The organism is Pseudomonas sp. GOM7 (genome assembly GCF_026723825.1).
Taxonomy (GTDB): Bacteria; Pseudomonadota; Gammaproteobacteria; order Pseudomonadales; family Pseudomonadaceae; genus Aquipseudomonas.
Window position 1 is genome coordinate 3,431,704 of the sequence record NZ_CP113519.1, and the last position, 26,890, is coordinate 3,458,593.

General features: G+C 64.0%; 23 protein-coding genes. 16 read left to right on the forward strand and 7 right to left on the reverse strand.

Going from position 1 to position 26,890, the window contains the following annotated elements:
• Positions 1–377 precede the first annotated feature (377 nt).
• The gene (locus OU800_RS15120; RefSeq protein WP_268178127.1) at positions 378–1,214 is read left to right on the forward strand and encodes an IclR family transcriptional regulator; all 837 of its coding nucleotides are present in this window, start codon (positions 378–380) and stop codon (positions 1,212–1,214) included.
• A gap of 30 nt (positions 1,215–1,244) precedes the next feature.
• Here the strand turns inward: OU800_RS15120 and OU800_RS15125 are convergent, their stop codons facing one another.
• The 3 genes from OU800_RS15125 to OU800_RS15135 all read right to left on the reverse strand — a co-directional run bounded on the left by OU800_RS15125 (position 1,245) and on the right by OU800_RS15135 (position 4,391).
• Complete coding sequence (locus tag OU800_RS15125) at positions 1,245–2,300, reverse strand: AbrB family transcriptional regulator (RefSeq protein ID WP_268178128.1); 1,056 nt, start codon at positions 2,298–2,300, stop codon at positions 1,245–1,247.
• Positions 2,301–2,453: 153 nt separating this feature from the next.
• Positions 2,454–3,947 (reverse strand): tripartite tricarboxylate transporter permease, encoded by a 1,494-nt coding sequence (locus tag OU800_RS15130; RefSeq protein WP_268178129.1) that lies wholly within the window; start codon positions 3,945–3,947, stop codon positions 2,454–2,456.
• Positions 3,948–3,959: 12 nt separating this feature from the next.
• Positions 3,960–4,391, reverse strand: coding sequence for a tripartite tricarboxylate transporter TctB family protein (locus OU800_RS15135; protein WP_268178130.1), 432 nt, complete (start codon positions 4,389–4,391; stop codon positions 3,960–3,962).
• Between the two features lie 650 nt (positions 4,392–5,041).
• Between OU800_RS15135 and OU800_RS15140 the strand changes: the two genes are divergently transcribed.
• The 5 genes from OU800_RS15140 (at position 5,042) to OU800_RS15160 (ending at position 11,721) form a co-directional block, all read left to right on the forward strand.
• Positions 5,042–5,839, forward strand: a complete 798-nt coding sequence (locus OU800_RS15140; RefSeq protein ID WP_268178131.1) for an enoyl-CoA hydratase/isomerase family protein — start codon at positions 5,042–5,044, stop codon at positions 5,837–5,839.
• On the forward strand, positions 5,836–7,959 hold the full coding sequence (locus OU800_RS15145; protein WP_268178132.1) for an acetate--CoA ligase family protein: 2,124 nt from the start codon (positions 5,836–5,838) through the stop codon (positions 7,957–7,959). The genes OU800_RS15140 and OU800_RS15145 overlap by 4 nt, the downstream gene beginning before the upstream one ends.
• Positions 7,952–10,033 carry a 3-hydroxyacyl-CoA dehydrogenase NAD-binding domain-containing protein gene (locus tag OU800_RS15150; RefSeq protein WP_268178133.1) on the forward strand — a complete coding sequence of 694 codons (2,082 nt, stop codon included), beginning with the start codon at positions 7,952–7,954 and terminating at the stop codon, positions 10,031–10,033. Before OU800_RS15145 ends, OU800_RS15150 begins: the two co-directional genes overlap by 8 nt.
• A 5-nt stretch (positions 10,034–10,038) precedes the next feature.
• A complete protein-coding gene (gene pcaF, locus OU800_RS15155; protein ID WP_268178134.1) occupies positions 10,039–11,244 on the forward strand; it encodes a 3-oxoadipyl-CoA thiolase in 1,206 nt (401 codons plus the stop codon).
• Positions 11,245–11,322: 78 nt separating this feature from the next.
• Positions 11,323–11,721 carry an acyl-CoA thioesterase gene (locus OU800_RS15160; protein WP_268178135.1) on the forward strand — a complete coding sequence of 133 codons (399 nt, stop codon included), beginning with the start codon at positions 11,323–11,325 and terminating at the stop codon, positions 11,719–11,721.
• A 38-nt stretch (positions 11,722–11,759) separates the two neighbouring features.
• On the opposite strand, the gene OU800_RS15165 is transcribed toward OU800_RS15160, so the two are convergent.
• Entirely contained in the window at positions 11,760–12,689 is a 930-nt protein-coding gene (locus OU800_RS15165; protein ID WP_268178136.1) for a LysR family transcriptional regulator, read from the reverse strand.
• A 120-nt stretch (positions 12,690–12,809) separates the two neighbouring features.
• On the opposite strand from OU800_RS15165, the gene ilvD reads away from it, so the two are divergent.
• The 8 genes from ilvD (at position 12,810) to dusA (ending at position 23,134) form a co-directional block, all read left to right on the forward strand.
• Entirely contained in the window at positions 12,810–14,522 is a 1,713-nt protein-coding gene (gene ilvD / locus OU800_RS15170) for a dihydroxy-acid dehydratase (protein ID WP_268178137.1), read from the forward strand.
• Positions 14,519–15,802: an aconitase X catalytic domain-containing protein gene (locus OU800_RS15175; RefSeq protein WP_268178138.1), complete on the forward strand. Its 1,284-nt coding sequence runs from the start codon at positions 14,519–14,521 to the stop codon at positions 15,800–15,802. The genes ilvD and OU800_RS15175 overlap by 4 nt, the downstream gene beginning before the upstream one ends.
• Positions 15,799–16,269 carry an aconitase X swivel domain-containing protein gene (locus OU800_RS15180; protein WP_268178139.1) on the forward strand — a complete coding sequence of 157 codons (471 nt, stop codon included), beginning with the start codon at positions 15,799–15,801 and terminating at the stop codon, positions 16,267–16,269. The genes OU800_RS15175 and OU800_RS15180 overlap by 4 nt, the downstream gene beginning before the upstream one ends.
• A gap of 92 nt (positions 16,270–16,361) precedes the next feature.
• Positions 16,362–17,639 (forward strand): FAD-dependent oxidoreductase, encoded by a 1,278-nt coding sequence (locus OU800_RS15185; RefSeq protein WP_268178140.1) that lies wholly within the window; start codon positions 16,362–16,364, stop codon positions 17,637–17,639.
• A 70-nt stretch (positions 17,640–17,709) separates the two neighbouring features.
• On the forward strand, positions 17,710–19,074 hold the full coding sequence (locus OU800_RS15190) for an MFS transporter (RefSeq protein ID WP_268178141.1): 1,365 nt from the start codon (positions 17,710–17,712) through the stop codon (positions 19,072–19,074).
• A 129-nt stretch (positions 19,075–19,203) separates the two neighbouring features.
• Positions 19,204–20,439 carry an OprD family porin gene (locus tag OU800_RS15195; RefSeq protein WP_268178142.1) on the forward strand — a complete coding sequence of 412 codons (1,236 nt, stop codon included), beginning with the start codon at positions 19,204–19,206 and terminating at the stop codon, positions 20,437–20,439.
• Positions 20,440–20,491: 52 nt separating this feature from the next.
• Entirely contained in the window at positions 20,492–21,877 is a 1,386-nt protein-coding gene (locus tag OU800_RS15200; protein WP_268178143.1) for an MFS transporter, read from the forward strand.
• 246 nt (positions 21,878–22,123) lie between these two features.
• On the forward strand, positions 22,124–23,134 hold the full coding sequence (dusA, locus tag OU800_RS15205) for a tRNA dihydrouridine(20/20a) synthase DusA (RefSeq protein ID WP_268178145.1): 1,011 nt from the start codon (positions 22,124–22,126) through the stop codon (positions 23,132–23,134).
• Here dusA and OU800_RS15210 read toward each other — a convergent pair.
• A complete protein-coding gene (locus tag OU800_RS15210) occupies positions 23,104–23,427 on the reverse strand; it encodes a transcriptional repressor (RefSeq protein WP_268178146.1) in 324 nt (107 codons plus the stop codon). The genes dusA and OU800_RS15210 overlap by 31 nt on opposite strands.
• 193 nt (positions 23,428–23,620) lie before the next feature.
• Here OU800_RS15210 and tal point away from each other — a divergent pair, with 193 nt between their 5' ends.
• Positions 23,621–24,547 (forward strand): transaldolase, encoded by a 927-nt coding sequence (tal, locus tag OU800_RS15215; protein WP_268178147.1) that lies wholly within the window; start codon positions 23,621–23,623, stop codon positions 24,545–24,547.
• A gap of 118 nt (positions 24,548–24,665) precedes the next feature.
• Here the strand turns inward: tal and rssC are convergent, their stop codons facing one another.
• Positions 24,666–25,148, reverse strand: coding sequence for an anti-sigma factor antagonist RssC (rssC, locus tag OU800_RS15220; protein ID WP_268184339.1), 483 nt, complete (start codon positions 25,146–25,148; stop codon positions 24,666–24,668).
• Between the two features lie 8 nt (positions 25,149–25,156).
• A complete protein-coding gene (gene rssB / locus OU800_RS15225; protein WP_268178148.1) occupies positions 25,157–26,341 on the reverse strand; it encodes a two-component system response regulator RssB in 1,185 nt (394 codons plus the stop codon).
• Positions 26,342–26,553: 212 nt separating this feature from the next.
• Between rssB and OU800_RS15230 the strand changes: the two genes are divergently transcribed.
• On the forward strand, positions 26,554–26,853 hold the full coding sequence (locus tag OU800_RS15230; RefSeq protein WP_268178149.1) for a PilZ domain-containing protein: 300 nt from the start codon (positions 26,554–26,556) through the stop codon (positions 26,851–26,853).
• The last annotated feature ends 37 nt before the right edge of the window (positions 26,854–26,890 follow it).

Here is a 26,890-nt window from a genome sequence, read left to right on the forward strand (position 1 = left end):
AATAGCGATGGCGCTATTTGCAGTCATTCATCCGGAGTGGGATTGAATACCGCGTATTCGACCTGAACTGACATGCACTGCATTGCAATGCCGGAGCACGGCTACCGAGACATGCGCCAATGAAGCGGCAAGAGAGGGAATGTTCATAGAGACCTACTTGTTGTTATGAGTCTTGAATGAAACGCCCATCGATTATGCAATCGTGATCCTGATGTTCAACCGAGCAATTCCATTGCATGGAACATCAAGGCCATACTGACACTGGCTTGCGGCTTGTTGCGTTAGCCTAAGGACGATCCGAGAGCATCACTCACAGAATTTGATGAACTCGGATTCGAGTTCATGTCATGTAACCGAGCACTCAGAGAGCCAAGGCGATGTTCAGCCCTCACCTTCACGCACTGGAACAGGCCGCCGACACAACGACGCCTTCGGGCCTTCCCGGCCAGGGCAAGTCGACCCCGAATCGCTCCCTGGAACGTGGCCTGGGCCTGTTGCGGGCCTTTCGTCCGGGCTGCGAGTACCTGAGCAATGGGGAGCTGAGCGAAAGAACGGGCCTGTCCAAGTCGACCGTCAGCCGCCTGACGCAAACGCTGGTTCGCAGCGGCTTCCTCGATTACGACCCGGTCAGTGGTGCCTATCGGCTCGCCGCCTCCCTGCTCAGCCTGGCCCACACCCTGCATCACGGCAGTACGCTGGTGCAAATAGCGGAACCCTTGATGCGCCAGGTCGCCCGGCAACTCCAGGTGAACGTTGGCCTGGCCGCTGCCGATGGCGACGAGATGGTCTACCTGGAGTCGATCAGGCTGAGCGCGCGCAAATCGCCGCGCAACGTCGGCACGGGGCAGCGTCTACCCATGGAGCTGACCGCACTGGGCCGCGCCTGTCTGGCGGTGCAGGACGAGGTGCACCGCCAAGCGCTGCTGCAACATTTCCAGGCACGGCGCTGCGCCTCGCGCTGGGCAGAGCTGAGCAGAGAGATCGAAGCGGCCATGCGCAGTGTCGGATGCCATGGCTATTGCACCGCTTCCTGGCAACCGCAAGTGGTGTCGATAGCCGCCCCCCTCGACCTCCCCAGCTATCGCGCCCATGCGCTGAATATCAGCCTGTCGACCCGCGAAAGCATCGAGGCAGTGACAGCGCGCTATGCGCAGCCGCTGCTCGAGCTGACCGAGAGCATCAGGCGCGAGCTGAACCGCAAAGATGCTTCATGACCGCCAATGGCCATGCTCAGGCGTTGATGCTCAGGATGCGCCCCTCGACTCGAAGCGCCGCGCCGCGGCAATGAACCAGTGAACGCCCGGCATGAATATGCAGATCCGCACGATCTGAAAGGACACGATGATGGCCACGCTGTAGCCAAGGAACTGCGCGGTCAGTGCCATTTCCGTGACGCCTCCCGGCGCTGCGCTGAGCACCATGACCTCCCAGGGCAGTTCGGTCAGCCCAGCGAAGACCACCGCCATCATGCTGCTCATGAACAGGAACAGGAGCATGGACAGGATGATGGTGAGCGTGAGCTTCATCTCCAGGAACAGCTCCCTGGTGAACACCGAACCCAGCCAGGTACCCAGCACCACCTGCGCGATGGCCAGCACCAGCGAAGGATAAGGCGCCACGTGCAAACCACTGCTGGAGGCCGCGGCGGAAATCAGCAAGGCCCCGAAGAAATAGGGATTCGGCAGCCTCAGCCATTTGAACAGCATGGCACCGGCCAAAGCGGAAACGGCCAACAGCCCGATACCGCCGAGATCCAGGGCGCCGGTAGCCCCCAGGGTGCGCCCCGCATTGCCCGGCCAACCGTCGGCCACATAGAGTGCAATGGGGATGATCACCACGACGCTGGCGATGCGGATGGTCTGCGACAGCACCACCACCCCCTTGTCGAGGCCGAACCGTTCAGCGATCACGGCCGCCTCTACCGGGCTGGTAGGTATGGTGCAGAGCAACGCGGTGGAATAGTCGAGACGACTGAAGCGCTTGAGCAGCACGGATACGAATAGCGCGCACACGCCGGTCAGAATGGCCAGGGCCACGATCTCGAGGCCCATTTCGAGGATGACCAGCAAGGCGGCCGGGGTGAATGCCAGGCCTACGGTGGAGGCAATGATCATTTGCCCATAGGGCCGGGTTCTGGCCGAAATGGGCGTTTTCATCAACCCGCTGATGTACAGGGTGGCCGTCAGCAGCAATGGCCCGATCATGTACGGCAAGGGCATGCCGATTGCCGCGAACAACCGCCCCATGGCGAAGCAGAGCCCGTACAGCGCAAGCAACCGGGCAAGGCCGGAAAAATCCATAACCATCACGCTCCTCTTTCAGGGTACCTCTGCACATGGACGCGCCAGGCTCGGCAAGACCCGGCGAAAGCCCATGCCACACATGAAACGGCCCGCAATGACACGCCATCGCTGGCTTGCCGTTGCGGGCCCTGAAGTCAGTGCAATACGCCCTCAGGCGAGGCGCTGACGGGTGAACCTGCCGCGCAGGAACTTAAAGGCAGGCATAGCGAAGGAGAGCACGGCTACCCCCAGCAGGATCAGGGTCAGCGGGCTGCTGTAGAACACCGAATAGTCGCCGTTGGAAATGACCAACGCCCGGCGGAAGTTGGTTTCGAGCATTTCACCGAGAACCAGCGCCAGAATGATGGGCGCGAGCGGAATATCCAGCTTGCGCAGCACATAACCGAGCACACCGAAGGCCAGAGCGACATAAACGGGGAACATCGAGTTCTCGGAAGCGTATGCACCCATCAGGCAGATGGCGGTTACCGTAGCGGCGACGGCCGGGCGTGGAATGTCCGCCACCTTCGCCCAGTACTTCGCCCCGGCCAGGCCAATGAAGATCATCACCGGCACGCTGACCCACAGCGCCGCGATGACGGTGTAAGGAATCTCCGGGTTGGTGGTGAACAGCAACGGTCCAGGCTGAATGCCATGGATCATCAGCGCGCCGATCATGATGGCAGTGGTCGGCGAACCGGGGATACCCAGCGCGAACAAGGGGGCCAGCGCGCCCGATACGGCGGCGTTGTTGGCCGACTCCGATGCCGCGATCCCCTCGATGCTACCCTTGCCGAACTGCTCGGGCGTTTTCGAGGCCTTCTTCGATACGGCATAGGCGACGAAGGAGGCGATGGAAGCCCCGGCCCCTGGCACCACACCGATGATGTAACCGAGCACGGAGCTTCTCAGCAGATTGCCCTTCAACTTGCCGAAGGTTTTCAACGGTACCGCGAGAATCCCTGTCATCGGATGGCTCTTGACCTTGCCAGAAGGCCCGGCTTCGACCATGAACAGCACTTCGGAAAGCGCGAACAAACCCAGCAGCACCGGCACCAGGGGGAAGCCCTCGAAGAACTCGGGGTTGGGGCTGAAGCGGGGAATGCCGGTCTGCGTATCGAGCCCGACCGTGGCCAGGGCCAGGCCGATGCCCATGGCGATGGCGCCCTTGGCCGCCGAACCGTTGGAGAGTGTCGAGACGAGGCTCAAGCCCAGAACGGCCAGGGCGAAATAGGCGGTAGGCCCGAAGTTCAGCGCGAACTCCGAAAGCGGAACCGCCGTCAGCAGCAACAGCAGTGCGCTGACGAAGATACCGATGCCCGAGGAAACGATGGAGATGTTCAGGGCAACGCCGGCCTTGCCTTGCTGGGTCAGCGGAAAGCCATCCCAGGAGGTGGCCACTGCAGCCGCCGTTCCGGGTGAATTGATCAGGATGGCGGAAATGGCGCCGCCATATTCGGCAGCCGCATAGAGAGAGACCAAGGTCACGATCGACACGAGCGGGTCGAGCGTGTAGGTGAAGGGAATAAGCAAGGCGACGCCGAGACTCGGGCCCAAGCCGGGCAGCGCACCGATCATGTAGCCCAGCAGCGCACCGACGATCAGACCGACCAGCACCAGGGGGTCGGCAAAGGCCGAAAACCCGATCAGGATATTTTCCAACATGGGATTGTTACCTCAAGAAAAGCTGACGCCGAGAGCCAGGACGAACACCGCATACAACCCCAGGCTCAGGCCCAGGGAAACGGCAATGATCTGCATGGGTCGACGCTCACCCACGACCAGCATGGTCAGCGCCGAGAGCACTGCGACGCCGATCAGGGGGCCCAGCTTGTCCAGGTAGGTGCCGATGCCCAGCACTACCAGCACGGCCAGCACGACAGGCAGAGGGCGACATGTCGTGACCATCTGCTGGACCGAGCGGCGCAAGCACTTGAGCACCCCAACACCCAGCATCAGCACCACCGCGACGAGGCTGGTCACGGCGATGATCACGGGAAACTCACCGACACCTATGCCATTGGGGTTCATCGGCCCGGGCAGTTGCAGGGCATGCCAGCCATACAGGCCGAACACGCCCAGCAGCACGACCCCGGCGAGAATGTCCAATACACCTGCTGGAACTTTGACTACGGGCTCCGCATTGCACGGCCCCGTTGTCGACGCCTTCGCGCTTGCTGAAGTCGTCGACGCACTCGATGCGTTCATCTTCATGTCCTCTCACCGCGACCTGAGGCCACGGATTTTCCACGCCTGCCAGTGCGCGGTTGTTTTTATTGTCTGGGGTTGTCCACGCACTAAAGCCGCCAGGTGCATACCTGGGCGGTTGCAGCGGTGGATTGAATAACCGGCAGTTCTCAACCCATCTCGTTATCGCAGCCCCACTATGACCGAAGGCTTCGCGGCCCTGAACTGAGAATTTATTTGGCCTAGAGCAGCAAGTTGTTTGTCATGCCTCCAGGCATCGGGCAAGAGTAGCCCGCTGCGCCTGGGATACGCGCCCCGAGCGGCCAGCATGGCGCCCGCGCACCCTGAGGACGAGGGGCGAAGAAAAAGCACATCCCAACGTTTTGTTAGACCAACCGGCATCTTTAGTCATTTGAACGCCTGCCGCGTTGACTCAAGAATGATCCATAGGTGACTGCAGACCTGAAGTTCAAAGCGCCAAGCAAGTGAGTTGGCACTTATCCGTCGGACTGCCATTTCTCCAGGCACAACTCGAATCGGTTCATTCAATTTCAATTACAAGAGATTCCATAATGAGTCAGAACACTCTCATCAACTTCAATCAGGAAAACGGCATTGCCGTCCTGACCCTGAACCGGCCAGAAAAACGCAATGCGATGAGCGACGCCATGCGCGCCGAGCTGGTCCAGTTGCTGGAGAAATTGCGTAGCGATCGCAGCGTCCGTGCGCTCATCATCACCGGCACCGGCAAGGGCTTTTGCGCCGGCGGTGACATCGCCGGCATGCAGGCGCGCATGGAGGCCGATCCGGCCGTCGTTGGCTTCAACGGCTGGGAGCGCCAGCAAGGCGTGCACTATGCCGCCAGCCTGCTGCTCAACCTGCCCATCCCCACCATCGCCGCCGTCAATGGCGCCGCTGCCGGTCTGGGCGCCGATCTGGCGCTGTCCTGCGACTTCGTCGTCGCCGCGCGCCCGGCCACCTTCACCTGGGCCTACATCGCCCGCGGCCTGATCCCCGATGGTGGTGGTCTGTACTTCCTGCCACGGCGGGTCGGCCTGGCGCGGGCCAAGGCACTGATCTTCAGTGGCCGCCGTGTCGCCGCCGAAGAAGCGCTGGAACTGGGTATCGCAGACCGCCTCTGCGAGGCCGACGATCTGCTGAGCAGCGCCATGGCCATGGCCGATGAGATGAGCCGCGGCTCGCGCACCGCCACCGCCCTGACCAAGTCCATCATCAATCGCAGCTACGAGATGGCCGAACACCAAGTGTTCGCCGAAGGCAGCAAGGCCCAGGGCATCTGCTACACCTCGCAGGAACACCGCGCCTCGGTGCAGGCCTTCCTCGATAACGCCAAGGAGGCCGCCAAATGAAACAGCTCGATGCCCTGCTCAACCCTAAAAGCGTTGCCGTCATCGGTGCCTCGGCGGATGCCAGCAAGACCTCGGGACGCCCGGTTTCCTATCTGCTCAAGCACGGCTTCGCGGGCGCCATCTACCCGGTCAACCCGAAAGCCAGCGAAATCCAGGGGCTGCGCTGCTACGCCAGCATCGAGGAGCTGCCGCAGGCCCCTGACGTCGGTCTGGTGCTGCTCAGCGCCAAGCGCAGCATCGATGCCGTGCGCTCATTGGCCAAGCTCGGCTGCAAGGCGGCGGTGGTGCTGGCCAGCGGCTTCGCCGAAGCCGGTGAAGGCGGCCTGAACCTGCAGGAGGAGCTGAAGGCGGCTGCCGGTTCGATGCGCATCCTCGGCCCCAACACCATCGGCCTGGTCAACCTGTCCGCGCGCATCCCGCTGTCCGCCAGCGGTGCTCTGGAAATCAGCGACCTGCCCACCGGCCATGTCGCCGTGGTCTCCCAGAGCGGCGGCATTCTCGGCGCCCTGCTCTCCCGCGCCGCGGGTCGTGGAATCGGTCTCTCCTCGCTGATTTCCACCAGCAACGAGGTGGATCTGGAAGTCAGCGACTTCATCGACTATCTGGTGGATGACGACAACACCCAGGTCATCGCCCTGTATCTGGAAAGCGTGCGCAATCCTCAGCGTTTTCGTGAAGTGGCGTTGCGCGCCCGCGCGGCGGGTAAACCGCTGGTGGTGTTCAAGATCGGCCGCTCCGAAGCAGGTGCCACCGCCGCCAGCTCCCATACCGGCGCGCTGGCCGGCGAAGACCGCGTCTACGATGCCTTCTTCCGCGAGCTGGGGGTGATCCGTGCCAACACCTTCGACGAATTCCTCGACATCCCCGCCGTACTGGTCGCCGGGCGCCGCCTGGCCGGCCGCCGTGTGGCCATCCTGACCTCCACCGGCGGTGCTGGCACGCTGATCGCCGACAGCCTGGGCATGAACCACTTCGACACCCCGGCCCCGGATGCCGCCACCGCCGAGAAGCTGCGCGCCCTGCAGGGCGACACCCCCACCGCGCTCGACCGCAACCCGATCGACGTGACCCTGGCCGGCCTGCAACCCGACCTGCTGCGCCAGGCGATCCGCACCCTGCTAGCCAGCGACAGCTACGACGCGCTGGTGGTGATCATCGGCTCCTCCGGCCTGGCCATGCCTGAACTGGTGGTCAGCGCCATCCAGGACTGCCTGGAGACCAATGACAAACCCGTGCTGGCCTACGTCAGCCCCTATGCGCCCGATACCCTCAAGCGCCTGAACAGCGCCGGCATTCCGGGCTTCAGCTCGCCGGAAAGCTGCAGCGCCGTGCTCGGCGCGCTGGATCTCATCGCCCAGCCGCTGCCCAACCTGGCAGCCGCGCCGCGCATCCAGTTGCCGGCGATGGTCGAGCAGGCCGCAGGCTCGCTCGATGAGGCCGCCGCCAAGGCGCTGTTCAGCCAGGTAGGGCTGCGCGTACCGCAGAGCCGCGTGGTCGCCAGCCGCGAGGAGGCCGTGCAGGCCGCTCGCGAACTGGAACATCCGGTGGTGCTCAAGGTGCTGGACGCCAAGCTGCTGCACAAGAGCGATATCGGCGGCGTGGCCCTGCACCAGACGGCCGACACCATCGGCGCACGCTTCGACAAGATGGCCACGGAAGTGGCCGGCCACGTCGGCTATCGCCCGGACCGCTTCCTGGTCGAAGCCATGGTCGCTGGCGGTCACGAGCTGATCCTCGGCGCCAACCGCGACGCCCTGGGCACCACCATTCTCCTGGGTGCCGGCGGCGTCACCGCCGAGCTGTACAAGGACACCGCGCTGCGCATGCTGCCCGAACAGGGTGGCCTGACCCTGGAGCAGGCTCACTCGATGATGCAGCAACTGATCACCTGGCCATTGCTCGACGGCTATCGCGGTTCCAAGCGCCGTGATACCGAAGCACTGGCCCAGGCCATCGTCAATTTCTCCGCCCTGGTCGCCGCCTTTGGCGAACGCCTGGTGACGTCTGAAATCAACCCGTTGTTCGTCCTGCCCGAAGGCCAGGGCGTAGTCGCGGCCGACGCCGTACTGGTGCTGCAGCAGGCCGACGAAGAAGTCAGCGGGGAACGCCGTCATGGCTGAAGCCCTGAGCAACGGCCAGGTTCACCTGGCCTACGAGGGCGAGATCGCCGTGATCACCCTCGACAATCCGCCGGTCAACAGCAGCACCGATGCCGTCAGACGAGGCATTCTCCAGGCGCTGGCGAGCCTTGATATGGCGCGAACCCGTGCGGTGCTGTTGACCGGTGCCGGACGCAACCTGATGGCCGGCGCCGACCTGCGCGAGCTGGAGAACGAGCCGACCGAGCCCACCCTGCCCCAGGTGACGGCGGCGCTGGAAGCCTGCCCCCTGCCGGTGATCGCGCTGATCAAGGGCCATACCCTGGGCGGTGGTCTGGAACTGGCACTGGCCTGCGATGCCCGCCTGGCCACGACCACTGCCAACCTGGGCCTGCCGGAAGTCACGGTGGGCATCATCCCCGGTGCCGGCGGCACCCAGCGCCTGCCCCGCGCAGTCGGCATGGGCACGGCGCTGGAGATGATCGTCAGCGGCAAACCGATCAAGGCCGCCAAGGCTCTGGAACTGGGTCTGGTGGATCATCTGCTGAGCGCCAGCGACGAAGCCGAACAACAGGTCGAAGCCCTGGCCTTTGCCCGCCAATACCAGGGCGGCAAACGACCACTGAGCGCGCGCCCGGTGGCCGCCGAGGACAAGGCCGCCCTGCGCACGCGAGCCCAGAAACTGATCGCCGCCGCGCGCGGTCTGCCGGCGGCAGCGGTTGCCGCCGAAGTGGTTCTGGCCGCCGATGAGATGAGCTTCGCCCAGGCCATCGGCAAAGAGCGCGCGGCCTTTCTCGCCCTGCGCGGCAGCCAGGCGGCCCAGGCCCTGCGCTACCTGTTCTTCGCCGAACGCGCCGAGCCCTATGTCCCGGCGCAGCCGACAGAAGCACGGGTGCTGGAGCGGGTCGCGGTCATCGGTGCCGGCACCATGGGCAGCGGTATCGCCCTGTGCGCGCTGCAGGCCGGCTGCACGGTGGAGCTGCTCGAACTCAATGCGCAAGCACTCGCCGCAGGCGTCAAGCGCATCGAAGACGAGCTGGCGCGCGACGTCGAGCGCCAACGTCTGAGCGCCGACAAGCGCGATGCCATCCTCGCTCGCCTCACCGCCAGTCAGGACATCCAGACCGTCGCCAAGGCCGACCTGGTGATCGAAGCGATCATCGAAGACATGGCGGCCAAGCAGGCGCTGTTCCAGCAACTCGCCGCACAGGTGAGCAGCGACACCCTGCTGGCGACCAACACCTCCTACCTCGACATCGACGCGATCGCCGAAGGCATTCCTCACCCCGAGCGCGTACTCGGCCTGCATTTCTTCAGCCCGGCACACCGCATGGCCCTGCTGGAAGTGGTGCGCGGCCGTTCGACCGGCGAGCAAGCGCTGTGCGCGGCGCTGAAATTCGCCGAACGCCTGAAGAAGAAAGCCATCGTCGTTGGCAACGCCTGGGGCTTCGTCGGCAACCGTCTGTACGCGGCCTATCGCCGCCAGTGCGAGTTCATGCTCGAAGAAGGCGCCAGCCCCGAGCAGATCGACGCGGCGCTGGAGCACTACGGTTTCGCCATGGGCCCGTTCAAGGTGGCCGACATGTCGGGCCTGGACATCGCCTGGCGGATGCGCCAGCAGACCGCCGCCACACGGCACCTGCGTCGCTACGTCGGTATCCCCGACCTGCTCTGCGAAGCCGGTCGCCTCGGCCGCAAGACGGCCAAGGGCTACTACCGCTATGGCGAGGACAACAAGCCCCAGATCGACAGCGCAGTCGCCGAGATCATCGCCGGCTATCGCCGTGAACAAGGCATCGCAGCCAAAGCCTTCAGTGACCAGGAAATCCAGCAGCGCGCCGTGCTGGCACTGATCAACGAAGCCCTGCTGCTGCTCGCGCAAGGGGTCTGCCAGCGCCCGGAGGATATCGATATCGCTCTCGTCCACGGCTACGGCTTCCCGCGCTGGCGCGGCGGGCCGGTGTTCATTGCCCGCAGCATGGGTTCGCGTGAGTTGAATGCCGCCCTAGATGGCTTCGTCGAAGCCTCCGGCAAAGGCCAGGAGCGTGGCGATGCCACTCTGCTGGACGCTGGCACCCAAGCAGAGGAGGAATGAGGAAAATGTCAGAAGCCTATATCTGCGATGCGATTCGCACGCCGTTCGGCCGTTTCAATGGCGCCCTGGCCTCGGTTCGCACCGATGACCTGGCCGCCCTGCCCATCGCCGAGCTGATGGCGCGCAACCCTGGCCTGGACTGGAGCCTGATCGATGACGTGATCTACGGCTGCGCCAACCAGGCCGGCGAAGACAACCGCAACGTCGCGCGCATGGCCGCGCTGCTGGCGGGCCTGCCGATGTCGGTGCCCGGTGCGACCCTCAACCGCCTGTGCGGCTCCGGCCTCGATGCGGTGGGCAGCGCCGCCCGCGCCCTACGCTGTGGTGAGGCGCAGCTGATGATCGCCGGCGGCGTCGAAAGCATGAGCCGCTCCCCTTATGTGATGGCCAAGGCGGAACAGGCCTTCGCCCGCGGCCAGCAACTGGAAGACACCACCATCGGCTGGCGCCTGGTCAACCCGAAGATGAAGGCGCTATATGGCGTCGATGCCCTGACCCTGACCGCCGAGAACGTGGCCGAGGAAGAAGGTGTGTCGCGTGCCGACCAGGACGCCTTTGCCCTGCGCAGCCAGCAGCGCTGGCAACGCGCCCAGGAAGCAGGCTTCTTCGACCGGGAAATCATGCCGGTGACCATCGCCCAGCCGCGCAAGCCGGAGCGCATCGTCAGCCAGGACGAACACCCGCGCCCGGACAGCACGCTCGACGCGCTCAGCGGCCTGAAGGGCGTGGTCAAGGCCGATGGCACGGTGACCGCCGGCAACTCCTCGGGCATCAACGATGGCGCCTGTGCGCTGCTGCTGGCCAATGGCGCAGCCGTCGACCGGCATGGCCTCAAGCCACGCGCCCGGGTTGTGGCCATGGCCACTGCCGGTGTCGCCCCACGCCTGATGGGCATGGGCCCGGTACCGGCGGTGGAAAAGGTCATGGGCCTGAGCGGACTGAACATCGAGCAGATGGACGTGATCGAGTTCAACGAGGCCTTCGCCGCGCAGGCCATCGCCGTGTGCCGGCGCCTGGGGCTGCAGGACGACGACCCGCGGGTCAACCCCAACGGGGGCGCCATCGCCATCGGCCACCCCCTGGGCGCCTCCGGGGCGCGGCTGGTCACCACCGCGCTGAACCAGTTGGAGCGCCAGCAGGGCCGTTATGCGCTGTGCAGCATGTGCGTCGGGGTCGGCCAGGGCGTGGCCCTGATCATCGAGCGGCTCTGAAGCCGCCGACGAGCCCTCTGCAATCCGGCTGACAAGGTGCTTGCAGCCGGGTCCTTCAGGCCATTCCAGGATGGGATCATGAGCTATTTCTTCGAAGCCTCGATCAAGCCTCGCTTCAGCGAAACCGACATGCGCGGGCATATCAACAACACCGTGATTCCCGTCTGGCTGGCCGACGGCCGTGCGGCACTGTTTCGCGAAGAGCTGGGCTCCCGGGTGCCGACCATGGTGGTCAACCTCAACGTCGATTTCACTCGCGAGCTGCACTGGGGCTCCCCGGTGACGGTTCGCACGGCCGTCGAACGAATCGGCAACAGCTCCATCCGCTTCGTTCAGGAGCTGTGGCAGAACGACCAGCGCTGCGTGCAGGCCCGCACCACAGTGGTCACCCTGGATAGCGAGACGCGCAAACCGATACGCGTTCCCGAGCACGAAAGAGCCTTGCTGGCCCCGTACCAGTTGAGCGCCGAGCAATAGGCCTGCTGGCACATTCGCCAGGCGCTCGCCCTGGCTCGCTATTCGAGGGTGCGTAACGACGGAAAGTCGGCGAGCAGTTCGATCAGGGTTTCCCGCAGCCATCGGTTGGCCGAATCGTGATGGAAGCGGGTGTGCCAGTGCAGATGGATGTCGTAGCCGGTGATGTCCCAGGGCAGAGGCAGCAGGCGAACCTGGGCGATCTCGGCGAAGCGGCGCCCCACCGCCAAAGGAACGGTGGCAATCATGTCGGATTCGGCCACCAGAAACGGCACGCCCATGAAGCGCGGCAGACTGAAGCGTATGCGACGGGTGACACCACGCAGCGCCAGCTCGCGATCGAGGATGCCCATGCCACGGCCATCGGCCTGCACGGCGACATGATCGGCCGCCTGGTACTGCTCTGCACTCAAACCCTCGGCGATATGCGGATGATCCTCCCGCACGATGCAGACGAAACTGTGGCTGTACAGGGCGCGATTGCGGATCGACGAATTGAGCAGGCGCGGGAAGTAGCCGATGGCCGCATCCACGTCTCCGGCATCCAGTCCCTCCTCCAGTTGCTCGGGAGATAGCGCCAGCGTGCGAATACGCAAGCCTGGCGCACGCTCGTCGAGTACCCGCATCAACTTGGGCAAGAACACCATCTCACCGATGTCGGACATGCACAGCACCAGTTGACGCTCCGAGTGCTCGGCGACGAATCCAGAGGACGGCAGCACCTCATTGCTCACCAGCTCCAGAATGCGCTGCACCGGCTCGGCGATCTGCAAGGCCCTGGCCGTCGGCTGCATCCCCCGCGAGGTGCGCACGAACAAGGGGTCATCGAAGAGTGTGCGCAACTTGGACAGCGCAAAGCTCATGGCCGGCTGGCTGAGCCCCATCAGGTCACCGGCCTGGGTCACGCTCTGCTTGCGGCGCAGCGCATCGAAGACTTTCAGCAGGTTCAGGTCGACGTCCCTGATATCCATATTTTGGATTTCACATATAAGAGAAATTAGGTTTTCGGATTCTATGCATCCTCCTAGACTCGCCACAAGACATCCGTGACCCACGGCCTGGCTGCAAGAATAAGAACAACGGAGCACACAATGCCCAAGAAGCTGCGAAGCAATTTCCCCTATGGCTCTTACCTGTGGGCCGTACGCGCCGCACAGTGGCAAGCCTTGGGGATCGACGAAAGCGAACTGGAAAAACCAAAAATCGCCATCGTCAATTCCTCCTCCAACCTGGCCATCTGCTTCAGTCACCTGGATGGCATCGCTGCCGAGCTCAAGCAGGCAATCCGCGCTGCCGGCGCCCTGCCCTTCGAGATTCGCACCGCCGCGCCGAGCGATTTCATCACCGGCGCCGGTGCCGGCGGCGCCTACATGCTGGCGGCGCGTGACCTGATCACCAACGACATCGAGGTGGCGGTGGAAGGCGCCCAGCTCGACGGCATGATCTGCCTGGCCTCTTGCGACAAGACGGTGCCCGGTCAACTGATGGCCGCCGCCCGCCTGAACATCCCGACGCTGGTGGTGGTCTGTGGCTACCAGCCCAGTGGTGAGTACAACGGCCAGCACGTCGATATCGAGGACGTCTTCATCGGCTCCATGCATACGCTCACCGGCAAGCTGCCGGTGGAAGAACTGGTGGGCATGGCGCGCAACGCGATCAAGGGGCCAGGCGTGTGCTCGGGCATGGGCACGGCCAACTCCATGCATCTGGTCTGCGAGGCTTTGGGCATGGCCTTGCCGGGCAGCTCGCCCATCGCCGCCAACAGCCCGCAGATGTTCGATTTCGTGCGCCAGGCCGGGCAGCGCATCGTGGCCATGGTCGAAGAAGACCTCAAGCCGCGCGACATCCTCAGCCCCGGCGCCTTTGCCAATGCGGTCAGCGTCGTACTGGCCGCCGGAGGCTCGGTGAACTGCATCAAGCACATGCAGGCGGTCGCAGCCGAAGGTGGCATCGATGTCGATGTCTACGACCTGTTCCGCGAGCTGGGCAAGCGCGTGCCGGTACTGGTGGGCGTCAGGCCCGTGGGTGAGCACAGCATCGAACAGATGGAAGCAGCGGGAGGCGGCCGTGCCTTGCTCAAGAGTCTGGAACCGCTGTTGCACTGTGATGCCCTGACCGTTACCGGCAAGACCCTTGCCGACAACCTGCGCGAAGTGACCATCGCCGATGATCAGGTGATTAGGCCGCTGCAACGGCCCTTCGCCACCCAACCGGCGATCGTCATGCTGCAGGGCAACATCGCGCCCCAGGCGGGCATCGTCAAGTACGGCATCGATCCCAGCAAGATGCGTCGTTTCAGCGGGCCGGCGATCTGTTTCGAGCGCTCGGCCGATGCCCTCGCCGCCTTGCAGCAAGGGCGCATCAAACCCGGCCATGTGGTGGTGATGCGCGGCGCCGGCGTCCGTGGCGGCCCGGCCATGGGCGGCGGCGCGTCGCGCGTGGTGTTCGCCATCGACGGCGCGGGCCTCGGCGACAAGGTGGCGATGCTCACCGACGGCCACCTTTCCGGCCTGGTATGCAAGGGCCTGGTGGTGGCGGAAGTGGCGCCGGAAGCCGCCGTCGGTGGCCCGCTGGCCCTGCTGGTCGATGGCGACATCATCGACATCGACCTGGACCACAACCGTCTCGATGCACGTATCGCCTCCGCCGAGCTTCAGGCCCGCGCCGAGCGCTGGCAGGCGCAACCGGCGCAGTTCGGTGGCGGTTGGCTGGACATCTACCGGGGCGCGGTGAAAGGCATGGAGCATGGAGCCGTCCTGATCAGGCCGCTGGATATCAGCGACGAGCAGGAGGCTGGCCGATGAGACTGCGCGACGATGAAAAGGCCATGCTCGATGGCGCCCAGGGCCCGGCCGTGAGCAAGGCCATGGATCTGCTGCTGCGTTATGGCGAAGCCCTGGGCGCCGAATGCCTGGTGGACACCCGCAACGTCGCCGGCACCATTGGCGCCACCACTCCCTTTCTGCGCCAATATGGCGATCGCAACGGCGGCATGGATGCGGTGTTCAGCGAGTTCAACCTGGACAGTGCCGAGGTCGTGCCGATCCCCAAGGTCAAGGTGTTCAGCAGCCACCTGCAGCAAGGCATCGATCCCCGGCAGGCGGCGCGGCAGGGTGTCAGCGAGGATGTGGTGCGTATCTATGAAAAAGGCCAGGCCTACAGCAGCGGCCTGGGCGTGCAGCCGCTGAATACCTGCACGCCTTATCAGGTCGGCAACGTGCCGGTCAAAGGCGAGCATTGCGCCTGGATGGAATCCTCGGCGGTGATCTACATCAACTCGGTGCTCGGCGCGCGTACCAATGCCGAGGGCCGCGAAAGCACCGGCGCGGCCATGCTCACCGGCAAGATTCCCTACTGGGGCCTGCACATCGATGCGAATCGTCGTGGCAGCCACCTGATCCAGCTCGACATCGACCTCAGCAGCACAGCGGATTGGGGCCTGTTCGGCTACTGGGTGGGCGAGCAGGTGCAGGATCGGATCCCGGTGATCGAAGGGATACGCCACCAGCCCAACCTGGCACGGCTCAAGCACTTCGGCGCGGCGGCCGCCTCCAGCGGCGGCGTGGAGATGTATCACCTGGTCGGCGTCACCCCGGAAGCGCGCACCCGCGAGGAGGCCTTCGGCACGCGCCGGATCGAGTCGGTGCTGCGCTTCGGTGAAGCGGAGCGGCGCTGGGCTTATGAGCAGGTCAATATCACCGCACGCAATGCGCAGGTGGACTTCGTCATGCTCGGCTGCCCGCACTACAGCCTGGAGCAGATCTGGGAAGTCTGTCAGTTGCTCGAAGGCCAGCGCCTGAGCGCCAACACCGAGCTCTGGATCTTCACCGCTGCCTCGATCAAGCAGCTCGCCGATCAGGCTGGCTACACAGCCACCATCGAAGCCGCCGGCGGCCACCTGATGACCGATACCTGCTCGGCCATCGGTCGGGTGATCCCTCAAGGCACCCGGGTGGCGGCGGTGGACTCGGCCAAGCAGGCGCATTACCTGCCGGCGATCATGGGCATCGAGACCTGGTTCGGCAGCACGGCGGAGTGCGTACAGGCCGCCATCGAAGGGCGCTGGAGAGGAGTTCTGCAATGACCGATTCCTTCACGCTCAAGGGCCGCAAGGTGGTCGGCGGCATCTTCGAGGGCGAGGCCCTGGTGACCCGTGACCGGATTTCTGGCTGGGGTGGCATCGACCCACGCAGCGGCACGGTGATAGAGACCCGGCATGAACTCAAGGGCATCAGCTTTGCCGGTAAGGTGCTGGTGTTTCCCGGGGCCAAGGGCTCGTCGGGCTGGTCGTCGCAGTTTCACATCGCCCGCCTCGCCGGCATGGCGCCTGGCGCCATGCTGTTCAACGAGATGACCGCGAAGATGGCCCTGGGCGCGGTGGTGGTACACGCCCCTGCCCTGACCGATTTCGATGACGACCCGCTACGCCGCATCCGCACCGGCGATTGGGTCCGGGTAGACGCCGACGCCGGCACCGTCGAGGTCACGCCGCGACACCTCGCCGCCCGACGAACACCCCAGGCGCCTGAAGGCGCCAGTTCGGAGCCCTGAAGGCTCCACTTCAAACAGCCTCTCCTTCTTTTCACCTGCTTGGTGCAGGCGGTGGATTCGGCTGCTCTTTTTTCAGTGCAAGGTAGGTATTCATGACTCATATCATTCGCACGGTTCGCCGTGACCAGGCCCCGCAGGCGCAACGCCTCAAGGCCGACATCTGCATCGCCGGCGCCGGGATTTCCGGGGTTTCCGCCGCGCTCGAAGCGGCCAGCCTGGGCAAGCGCGTCGTCCTGTTCGATGCCCTGCCCATGCTCGGCGGCCAGGCTGTCGGCTCGATCATCGGCACCTTCTGCGGCCTGTTTTCCAATGGCCCGAATCGTCGGCAACTGACTCACGGCATTGCCGATGGCATCCTCCGTGACCTCGGCGCCAGTGGTGACCTGCACCACAAGGTCGGCCCGCTGACCACCGTGGTTTACTACGATGAGGTGGCGCTGGGCCGCTGGATCGGCCAGCAGATCCTCGATGCCGGCATCACCGTGGTGCTGGGGGCGGTGCTGCGCGATGTGGTGCGCGAAGGCAATCGCCTGTGCCAGGTACAGCTAGCCACACGCTATGGCGATGTTCAGGTGGATGCCGACGGCTTCGTCGATGCCAGTGGCGATGCCGCCCTGACCTGGAACGCAGGGTTCGCCTGCCGCGAGCCCGACACCCCCATTTACGGCACGCAGATGTTCGTCATGGAGCACATCGACGAAACTCATCTGCCCAGCCGTGAAGCCTTCACCGAGCGGGTCAAGGCACGCGCCAGGGCCTATGGCATCGAACGCGACGATGGCCTGTTCTTCCAGTTCCCCGGGCGCGGCACGGCCGCCTTCAACATGACCCACATCGAAACGCCGCTCGACCCGGTGGCCGCCTCCCATGTGGCCATCGAGGGGCGCCGGCAGGTGGACAAGGTGATCGACTTTCTCAAGGCCGAATACCCCGAGGTTTATGGCCAGGCGCGGGTTCGCGCATACGCGCTGCCGGGCATCCGCCAGACCCGCTGGATCGTCGGCCAGCATCATCTGACCTGCGATGAGGTGCGGGCTGCCACGCGCTTCCCCGATGCGGTTGCGCTGACCTCCTGGCCTGTGGAGCTGCATGGCGATGCCAGCGGCTATCAGTGGGAGCCTTTCGGCGATGATCACGTGCATAGCGTGCCGCTGCGTAGCCTGCTGCCAGAAGGCAGTGAAAACCTGGTGGTGGCCGGGCGCTGTGTCGACGCCGATGCCGCTGCGTTGTCCAGCATACGGGTCATGGGCCCCTGCATCGCCATGGGGGCGGCTGCCGCGCATGCCCTGGATCTGGCGGGCCGCCACGGCAAGGTCAGCGATGTACCAACGGCGGCCTTGCGCGAGCGCCTCAGTTTCAACCTGCAGTAACGGCTGACGCCCGGCGGCCTGGCTGCCGGGCCTTAAAAACAACAAAATCGCAGCGCTGTGGAGAATAACAATGTCACAACCACGCACAATCGATGTCGCCGCCCTGATCGAGGGCCGCAAGCTGACGCGTTACAACTACGTGGTGATCGCCGTATCGGTACTGATCACCTTTCTGGATGGCTTCGACCTGCTGGTACTGTCGCATACCGCCTCCTACATCGCCGATGAAGTCGGTCTGGACAGGCTGCAACTCGGCGAGATCTTCTCCGTGGGCCTGTTCGGCATGATGCTCGGCGGCTTCTTCTTCGGTTATCTGGGCGACCGTATCGGGCGCCGCCCGACCATCATCTTCTCCACGTTCTCCTTCGGCGTGCTGACCCTCCTGTTCGCGCTGGCCAACAGCTACGAGTCCCTGATGGTGCTGCGCTTTTTCAATGGCTTCGCACTGGGCGCCATGCTGCCCTTGTGCTGGGCGTTGAACATCGAGTTCGTGCCCAAACGCTATCGTTCCACGGTGGTCACCATCATCATGGTCGGCTTCAGCCTTGGCAGCGCCATGGCCGGGCCGCTCACGGTCTGGCTGGTGCCCCACATCGACTGGCAGGGGGTGTTCGTCTTCGGCTGCGTCATGACCCTGCTGGCCAGCGTCCTGCTGCTGTTCACCCTGCCCGAGTCGGTGCGTTTCCTGACAATCAAGCGCCGCGACCCGGCAAAGATCGCAGGCATTCTCAAGCGTCTGGATCCAGACGTTGACGTGCGTCCTGACGATCGCTTCGTATTGCTCGACGAAGTCGACGTGGGCAGCAAGAACTTCCGCGTGAGCCAGTTGTTCCTGGGCAAGCTGAAATGGATCACGCCGATGATCTGGATCGGCTACTCGGCCAGCTCCATGGCCATGTACTTCCTCGCTTCCTGGAGCCCGCTGGTCTACACCTACGCGGGTTTCGACCGGGCGACCGCCTCCTGGGTCAGCTCCATCGCCTCGTTCACCGGCGCCCTCGCAGGCCTGGTCATGATGCGCTTCGTGGACACCCGTGGCCCCTACGCGGTGATGATCTACCCACTGCTGGCCCTGCCCTTTCTGCTGGTGCTCGGCATCACGGGCATGCAGGGCAGCGCGTTCCTGGCCCTCAGCATGGTCGGCGCGGTGTTCGTCAAAGGCAGCCATTACGGCATTCTCAGCATCGCGGGGATCTTCTACCCCAGCGCCATCCGTGCCAATGGCGCCGGCTGGGCCACATCGATCGCCAAGATCGGTTCGATCCTCGGCCCATTGCTCGGTGCCTATGTGCTCAACAGTGGCCTGCCGGTGGTCAAGAGCTTCCTGATCCTGGCGATCTGCCCAGCCATCCTGGCCCTGTGCGCCTTCATCGTCGGACGCATCGTCGACAGGCATCCCCCTGCCCAGCCGCTCTCGGCAGCCTCGCACACCTGAATCCCACGCCGGCCTCTTCCGGCAAACCCAAGTTCGTTCTCCCATCGCGTCGCCACGGCGCGAGCGGGAGCGCTCATGCCCGTGTTTCACCCCGACAACTCCTGGAGACCAACAACAATGATCAGGAAGATGATGCTCTCAGCCCCCGCTCTGAGCCTTGCTACCAGCGCTCTGCTCAGCATCGCGCTGCCGGCCAACGCCGACTTCATCGAAGACAGCACGGCCAGTCTGACCACGCGCAACTTCTATCTGAACCGCGACTTCCGACAAAGCGGTGCAGCCCAGGCAAAAGCCGAAGAATGGACGCAAGGCTTCATCGCGCAATTCAACTCGGGTTACAGCGAAGGACGCATCGGTTTTGGGGTCGATGCGCTGGCCGAGCTGGGCATCAAGCTCGACTCCGGTCGTGGACGACGAGGCACCGGACTGCTGCCCTTCGGGCCGAACAACCAGGAGCCGGTAGACGATTACAGTGAACTGGGCCTGACCGGCAAGATGCGCTTCTCGGTAACCGAACTACGCGTCGGCACCCTGCTGCCAGTATTGCCATTGGCCTACTACAGCGACACCCGCCTGCTGCCCTCGACCTTCACCGGCACACTGCTGACCTCCCAGGAAATCGACAAGCTGACCTTCACGGCTGGCCGCCTGACCCATGCCAATGGCCGCGACTCATCGGGGAACGATGACATCAGTTATGCGGGCCAGAGCAGCTCACACCTGGACATGTTCGGCGGTGACTACCAACTGAAGCCGAACCTGACCCTGCGCTACCACCACGGCGAACTCGACGACATCTATCGCCAGCAGTTCGCCGGGCTCGTGCATACCCTGCCACTGGGCGACGACCTGAGCCTGCGAACCGACCTGCGCTACTTCGACAGCCGCGACATCGGCGCCGGCAAGGCAGGCAGGATCGATAACCGCAACATCAATGGCATGTTCACCCTCAGCGTCGGCTTCCACCGTTTTGCTGCCGCCTTCCAACGGCTCTCCGGTGACAGCGCATTCCCGGTCATCGATACCGGCACGCCTTACGTCGCCAATCTGGTGACCTACAACCCCTTCACCAAGATCAACGAAAAATCCTGGCAACTGCGCTACGAGTACGACTTCGTCGGCATGGGAATTCCCGGCCTGTACTTCATGACGCGCTACGTTGCCGGCAGCGACATCCATAGCGGCGCGGTTCGCAACGGCCGGGAATGGGAACGCGACACCGACATCGGCTACGTCATCCAGAGCGGCCCGCTCAAGGGGGTCAACATGCGCTGGCGCAATGTCACCTTCCGCTCCGGCAACGGCCTGACCCAGGACCTGGACGAGAACCGCCTGATCGTCGCCTACACCCTGAAATTCTGGTGATCGATGCGCCTGGCCCCGCCTGCACGGGGCCAGTTACTCAAGGAGAACAACAATGACAACTCCACGCACCCTCGATGTCGCCGCCCTGATCGAGGGCCGCACACTCACGCGCTTCAATTACGGGGTGATTGCCGTCTCGATACTGATCACCTTTCTGGATGGCTTCGACCTGCTGATGCTGTCGCACACCGCGTCCTACATGGCCGATGACATCGGGCTGAGCAAGCTGCAACTGGGCAATGTGTTTTCCATTGGCCTGTTCGGCATGATGCTCGGCGGTTTCTTCTTCGGTTATCTGGGCGACCGTATCGGTCGCCGCCCCACCATCATCCTCTCGGCCTTTTCCTTCGGCTTCCTGACGCTGCTGTTCGCGCTGGCCAACAGCTATGAGGCATTGCTGGCTCTGCGCTTTTGCAATGGCTTCGCGCTCGGTGCCATGCTGCCGCTGTGCTGGGCACTGAACATCGAGTTCGTGCCCAGACGCTATCGCGCCACGGTGGTGACCATCATCATGGTCGGTTTCAGCCTGGGCGGCGCCATGGCTGGCCCGCTAAGCGTCTGGCTGGCACCGCGGTTCGGCTGGCAAAGCGTGTTCCTGCTCGGCGGTGGCGCCACCCTGGCCTCTGCCGTACTGCTTCTGTTTACCCTGCCCGAGTCAGTCCGGTTTCTGGTTAGCAAGCAGCGACAGCCGGAGAAGGTCGCGAACATCCTCAAGCGTCTCGATCCCGACCTGGAGCTGCGCGCGGATGACCGTTACACCCTTAGCGACGAAGTCGATCTCGGCCAGCGCTCCTTCCGGGTCGGCCAGTTATTCGCCGGGAAACTGAAATGGGTCACCCCGATGCTCTGGATCGGCTTCGGGGTCAGCTCCATGGCCATGTACTTTCTTGCCTCGTGGAGTCCGCTGGTCTACACCTACGCCGGTTTCGATCGTGGCACAGCCTTCTGGGTGAGTTCCTTCGCATCCTTCAGCGGAGCCATGGCCGGCCTGGTATTGATGCGCTTCGTCGACCGCAAGGGGCCCTATGCGGTGATGGTCTACCCATTGTTGTCACTGCCCTTCCTGCTGGTACTGGGGGTTGCCGGATTGCAGGGTAACGCCTTCATCGCACTCAGCCTGATCGGAGCGATCTTCGTCAAAGGCAGCCACTACGGGATCACCAGTATCGCCGGGATCTTCTACCCCAGCGCGATTCGCGCCAATGGCGCGGGTTGGGCCGCCTCGGTGGGCAAGATCGGTTCGATCCTCGGCCCCTTGCTGGGCGCCTATGTACTCAACAGCGGTCTGCCGGTGGTCAGAAGCTTCGCCATACTGGCCCTGTGCCCGGCTGTACTGGCGCTATGTGCCTTCTGCGTGGCACGCATCTACCCACAGGGCGGCAGCAGCACCGAGCCAGCCGAAAACGGCAAGAGTTCTACCTCCATCAGCACAGGGTGAAGGGAGTCCATGACCATCGCCGCGGCAAGGCCGAAACGGTCATGGGAGTACATCTGGTCGGCAGCATAGAGGCCCCGGCCCTCTGCTGCCGATCGCATGCCAGGCTTTCCTGATAGACTTGCACGCCATCGCACCTCATGCGGGTCTACGCCCTCTGCGCTCGCGCTTCCTGACCATCGCCACCTGGCCTGACGCAGGCAGGAAAAGCAAAACGGGCGCAGACTGCCTTACATCAGACGTACCAGAATGTTCCCAGAATCAGCCACCCTCCCCGTTACCACGCGCCCTGCCCTGTCCCGCCGCTTTTCCGTAGCGCCGATGATGGACTGGACGGATCGCCACTGCCGCTACTTCCTGCGCCAGTTGTCACGCCATGCCCTGCTCTACACCGAGATGGTCACCACCGGCGCGCTGATCCATGGCGACCGTGAGCGCTTCCTGCGTTACAACGAGTGCGAACACCCGCTGGCGCTGCAACTGGGCGGCAGCAACCCGCAGGACCTGGCGACCTGCGCGAAGATGGCCGAGGAACAGGGTTACGACGAGGTCAATCTGAACGTCGGCTGCCCCAGTGACCGGGTGCAGAACAACATGATCGGTGCCTGCCTGATGGGCCATCCGGCGCTGGTGGCCGACTGCGTGAAGGCCATGCAGGACGCCGTGAGCATCCCGGTGACGGTCAAGCACCGCATCGGTATCAATGGCCGCGACAGCTATACCGAGCTGTGCGACTTCGTCGGCCAGGTGCGCGAGGCCGGCTGCCGCAGCTTCACCGTGCATGCGCGCATCGCCATCCTCGAAGGGCTGTCGCCCAAGGAAAACCGCGAGATTCCGCCGCTGCGCTACGACGTGGCGGCACAGCTCAAGCAGGACTTCCCCGACCTGGAGATCATCCTCAATGGCGGCATCAAGACCCTGGAGGAATGCGAGCAGCACCTGCAGACCTTCGATGGCGTGATGCTCGGCCGCGAGGCCTACCACAACCCCTACCTGCTGGTGCAGGTGGATCAGCGCCTGTTCGGCGCGGCAGGCAACGGCATCACCCGCCTGGACGCCCTGCTCGCCATGCGCCCATACGTGGAGCAGCACCTGCGCGAGGGCGGCAACCTGCACCATATCAGCCGTCATGTGCTGGGCCTTGCCCAGGGCTTTCCAGGCGCGCGGCGCTTTCGTCAGTTGCTGTCGACCGACCTGAACAAGGTGCAGGATCCACTGGGCCTGTTCGATCAGGCCGCCGAGCTGCTGCGCGGGCACTGACCCTCGACGCTCAGGCGATAGCGGCTACGCCCGGTAGCCTCGACCAGGCCGTGCGTCTGCATGCGCCGCAGCACCTGGCGCACGCTGACCAGCGACAGCGGCTCGCCCGCCTCGCTCAGGCGGCGGTGCAGCTCACGGCTGGGCAGCCCCTGCTCGCCAGCCCCATGCAGCATCTCCACCACCTTCAGGCGCGGCATGCTGAAGCGCAGCCCGGCAGCCTGCAGCCATTGCCGACAGCGCTGGTTGTCCGGCACGCTGGCGATTGAACGAGAAGGCGGGGTCTGGGTCGACATGTTCGGGCTCCTGGGTTGCTCGTTGAAGGTCGGCTCCACCGACCCAGGCGCATTTCATGCGCCGTCTTATACAAAGACGAACGAGCAGGCCAAAAGCACCATCGGCACCGATGAACTTCCTCGGCAGGCTGACCGTTGAGCGCGCGCAGCGCCTCGGGTATGGTCAGTGCATCCGCAACGACAAGGCTCCGTCATGACCTCCAAGCTGGAACGACTCAAGCAATTCACCACCGTGGTCGCCGATACCGGCGATCTCGACGCCATCGCCCGCCTGCAACCGGTGGACGCCACCACCAACCCCTCGCTGCTGCTCAAGGCCGCGGCCCTGCCCCGCTACGCCGACCTGCTGAGCCAGGCCGTCGGCGCCAGCCAGGGTGACCTAGGCCTGGCCTGCGACCATTTCGCCGTGGCCGTGGGCCAGGAAATCCTCAAGGTCATTCCGGGGCGTATCTCCACCGAAGTGGATGCGCGCCTGTCGTTCGACACCGCCGCCACCCTGAACCGCGCGGAACGCCTGATCGGCCTGTACGAGAAGGCCGGCATCGGCCGCGAGCGCGTGCTGATCAAGATCGCCTCGACCTGGGAGGGCATCCGCGCTGCCGAGCAACTGGAGAAAGCCGGCATCCAGACCAACCTCACCCTGCTGTTCGCCTTCGCCCAGGCCCAGGCCTGCGCCGATGCCGGGGTGTTCCTCATCTCGCCGTTCGTCGGCCGCATCTACGACTGGTACAAGAAGGCCGAAGGTCGTGACTTCGCAGGCAGCGAGGATCCGGGCGTGCAATCGGTCACGCGCATCTACGACTACTACAAGGCCAATGGCTACGACACCGTGGTGATGGGTGCGAGCTTCCGCAATATCGGCCAGATCGAGGCGCTGGCCGGTTGCGATCGCCTGACCATCAGCCCCGAGCTGTTGCAGCAACTGGCCGAAGACGAAGGCGCGCTCGAGCGCCAGCTCGCTCCGGGCGCCACTGGCGAGCCGCGCCAGAGCCTGGATGAAAGTGCCTTCCGCTGGGCGTTGAACGAAGACGCCATGGCCACCGAAAAGCTGGCCGAAGGCATCCGCCAGTTCGCCCGCGATCAGGAAAAGCTCGAAGCGCTGCTGGCCGCCAAGGCTTGAACGAAAAGGGGCGTCAGCCAAGCTGACGCCCCTTTTCAACTCCGTAGGGTGCGCCGTGCGCACCAATCGCTCGCTGTACGAGAATCGGTGCGCACAGCGCACCCTACGCGGGAAAAACTCAGTGCCGCTCCAGCGCGTTGACCAGATCGTGGAAGGCGGCGCGGTTGGAATCGTTCAGGCCCATGAGGATACGGTGCGCCTCCAGTACCTTGGCCTTCACCACTTCCTCGGACTGATCTTGCGAGGGCAGATCGTCCAGGCACTCAGGACAGGGCGCGGGGCCTTCGACGATATTGAATACCTGATCGAAGCCCATGGACTGCAACAGCCGGGTGATGTCGTCGTGAGTGGTCACCACGGTGGGCAGCAGGCCAACTTTCTGCCGCGACAGGATGGACAGCTTGGCCAGCAGGCCAAGGGTGGTGCTATCGATACTGCGGGTTTCGGTCAGGTCGATGACGATGGCCGAAAAATTCAACGCGGTAAAAATCTTTTCAATCGTGGCATCCAGTGCCGAGCACAGCGTCAGACGAACTTCCCCGACGAACTTGAGGACGAACGTGCCATCCTGCTCAGCGAATTGGATACGACCGGGGCTCATCCCAGGGTTCATGCAAGGTTCCTGCTCAACACCAGCAAGGCAATATCATCCGGCATCTCGCCCAGATTGGCCAGACCGAGAACTTGACGCAGCCCGTTCAAGGTACCGCCAGCCTGGCTAACCAGTTGAGGCAGCGCCAGTTCCTTCTCTTTCAGCGTAGCACCCGGTAACAGATCGAGGATGCCGTCGGAGAGCAAGGTCAGGCTGAACGCCTCCGGCAGCTCCATCACCAGATCGCCGTACTCGGCCTCCTCGAACAGGCCCACCGGCAAGCCACGACCCTCCAGGTAGCGCGCCTGGCCCTTCTCGAACAACACCGGCAGCGGCAGATGTCCACCGATGCTGTAGGTCAGGGTGCCCTTCTCCTGGTCGATCACCCCGCCAAGCATGGTCACGTGCTTGCCCAGCTTGCAGTTGATCAGGCCACGGTTGATGTGCCCGAGCACATCGGAGGGCTTGAACTCGGGCAAGGTGCCGCCGCGGCGCCACTCGTAGAGCAGACGCGTGGTCATGAACTTGAGCAGCACGGTGACGAAGGCCGAGGAAGCGCCATGCCCGGACACATCGGCCAGGTAGAAGGCGATACGCCGTTCGTCGATGCGGAAGTAGTCGACGAAATCACCGGACAGGTACAGCGACGGGATGATCTGGTGGGCGAAGTTCAGGTCGTCGACCTGCCAGGGCGTTACCGGCAGCATGTTCATCTGCACCTGACGACCGGCGTTCTGGTCTTCCTGCAGCAGGTGCAGGCTGGCCTGCAGCTCACGGTTGGCCGCTTCCAGCTCTTCGCGGTAACGCTGGTTCTCCTGGCGCAAGCGATAGCGGTCGAGCGCACGGCGCACCGAGTGCTCAAGCACGGCCAGGTCTTCCAGGGGCTTGATCAGGTAATCGGCGGCACCGAGGCGTAGCGCCTCCACCGCATCGCTCATCACGCCAGCACCGGACACCACGATGACCGGTACCTCGACGCCCATGGCGTTGATTCGGCGAATGAGTTCAAGGCCGTCGACCTGCGGCATGCGCAGGTCGCAGATCATCAGATCGGGCTTGGCCTGCTGAAACACCTCCAGCCCTTGCAGGCCGTTGTTGGCCTGCAATACCTCGAAACCACTGTCTTCGAGATAGGCCGCGAGGCTTGCACGCACGACATCGTCGTCGTCGATGATCAGCAAAGTGGCACTGGTTTTGTGCATGGGTCATCCAGGCAAACTGCGCCGGAGCAATAGGATTGCAGCCAAGGCGCAGCGCCGCGAAAGGGGTGCCAGGGCAATTTCAAGGGGCAGACGGTACTCCCATCCGCCGGGCGATTCAAGCCGGTGCCGGTCGTCGTTCGGTGGCTTTACAGGGTAAATCGGCGGGGGTTATAAGGGCCGGTAGGACAAAACACAAGCAGAGGGCAGCGTCCATGAGTCAGAACGATCGAGCGTACAGCGAGAAGCGCGACTTCATCCGCATGCGGCTGGAAACACCGGTTACGCTGCACCATGCTGGCGGTGAAACACCGGCAATGTGCCTGGATCTGTCGAGTACCGGCATGCAAATCGAGGCCGAAGTGCAGCTCACCATGGGCAGCAAGGTGCGTGTGCACATCCCATCCGACCACAACGAACTGGCAGGCCTGGATGCCGAGGCCGAAGTGGTGCGCGTCAGCGACCTGGGTGACGGCCGGCAATCCCTGGGCCTAGCCATCATCTCGATGAGCTGAAACGCCTGGCAACGAAAAAGGCGGCTCGAAGCCGCCT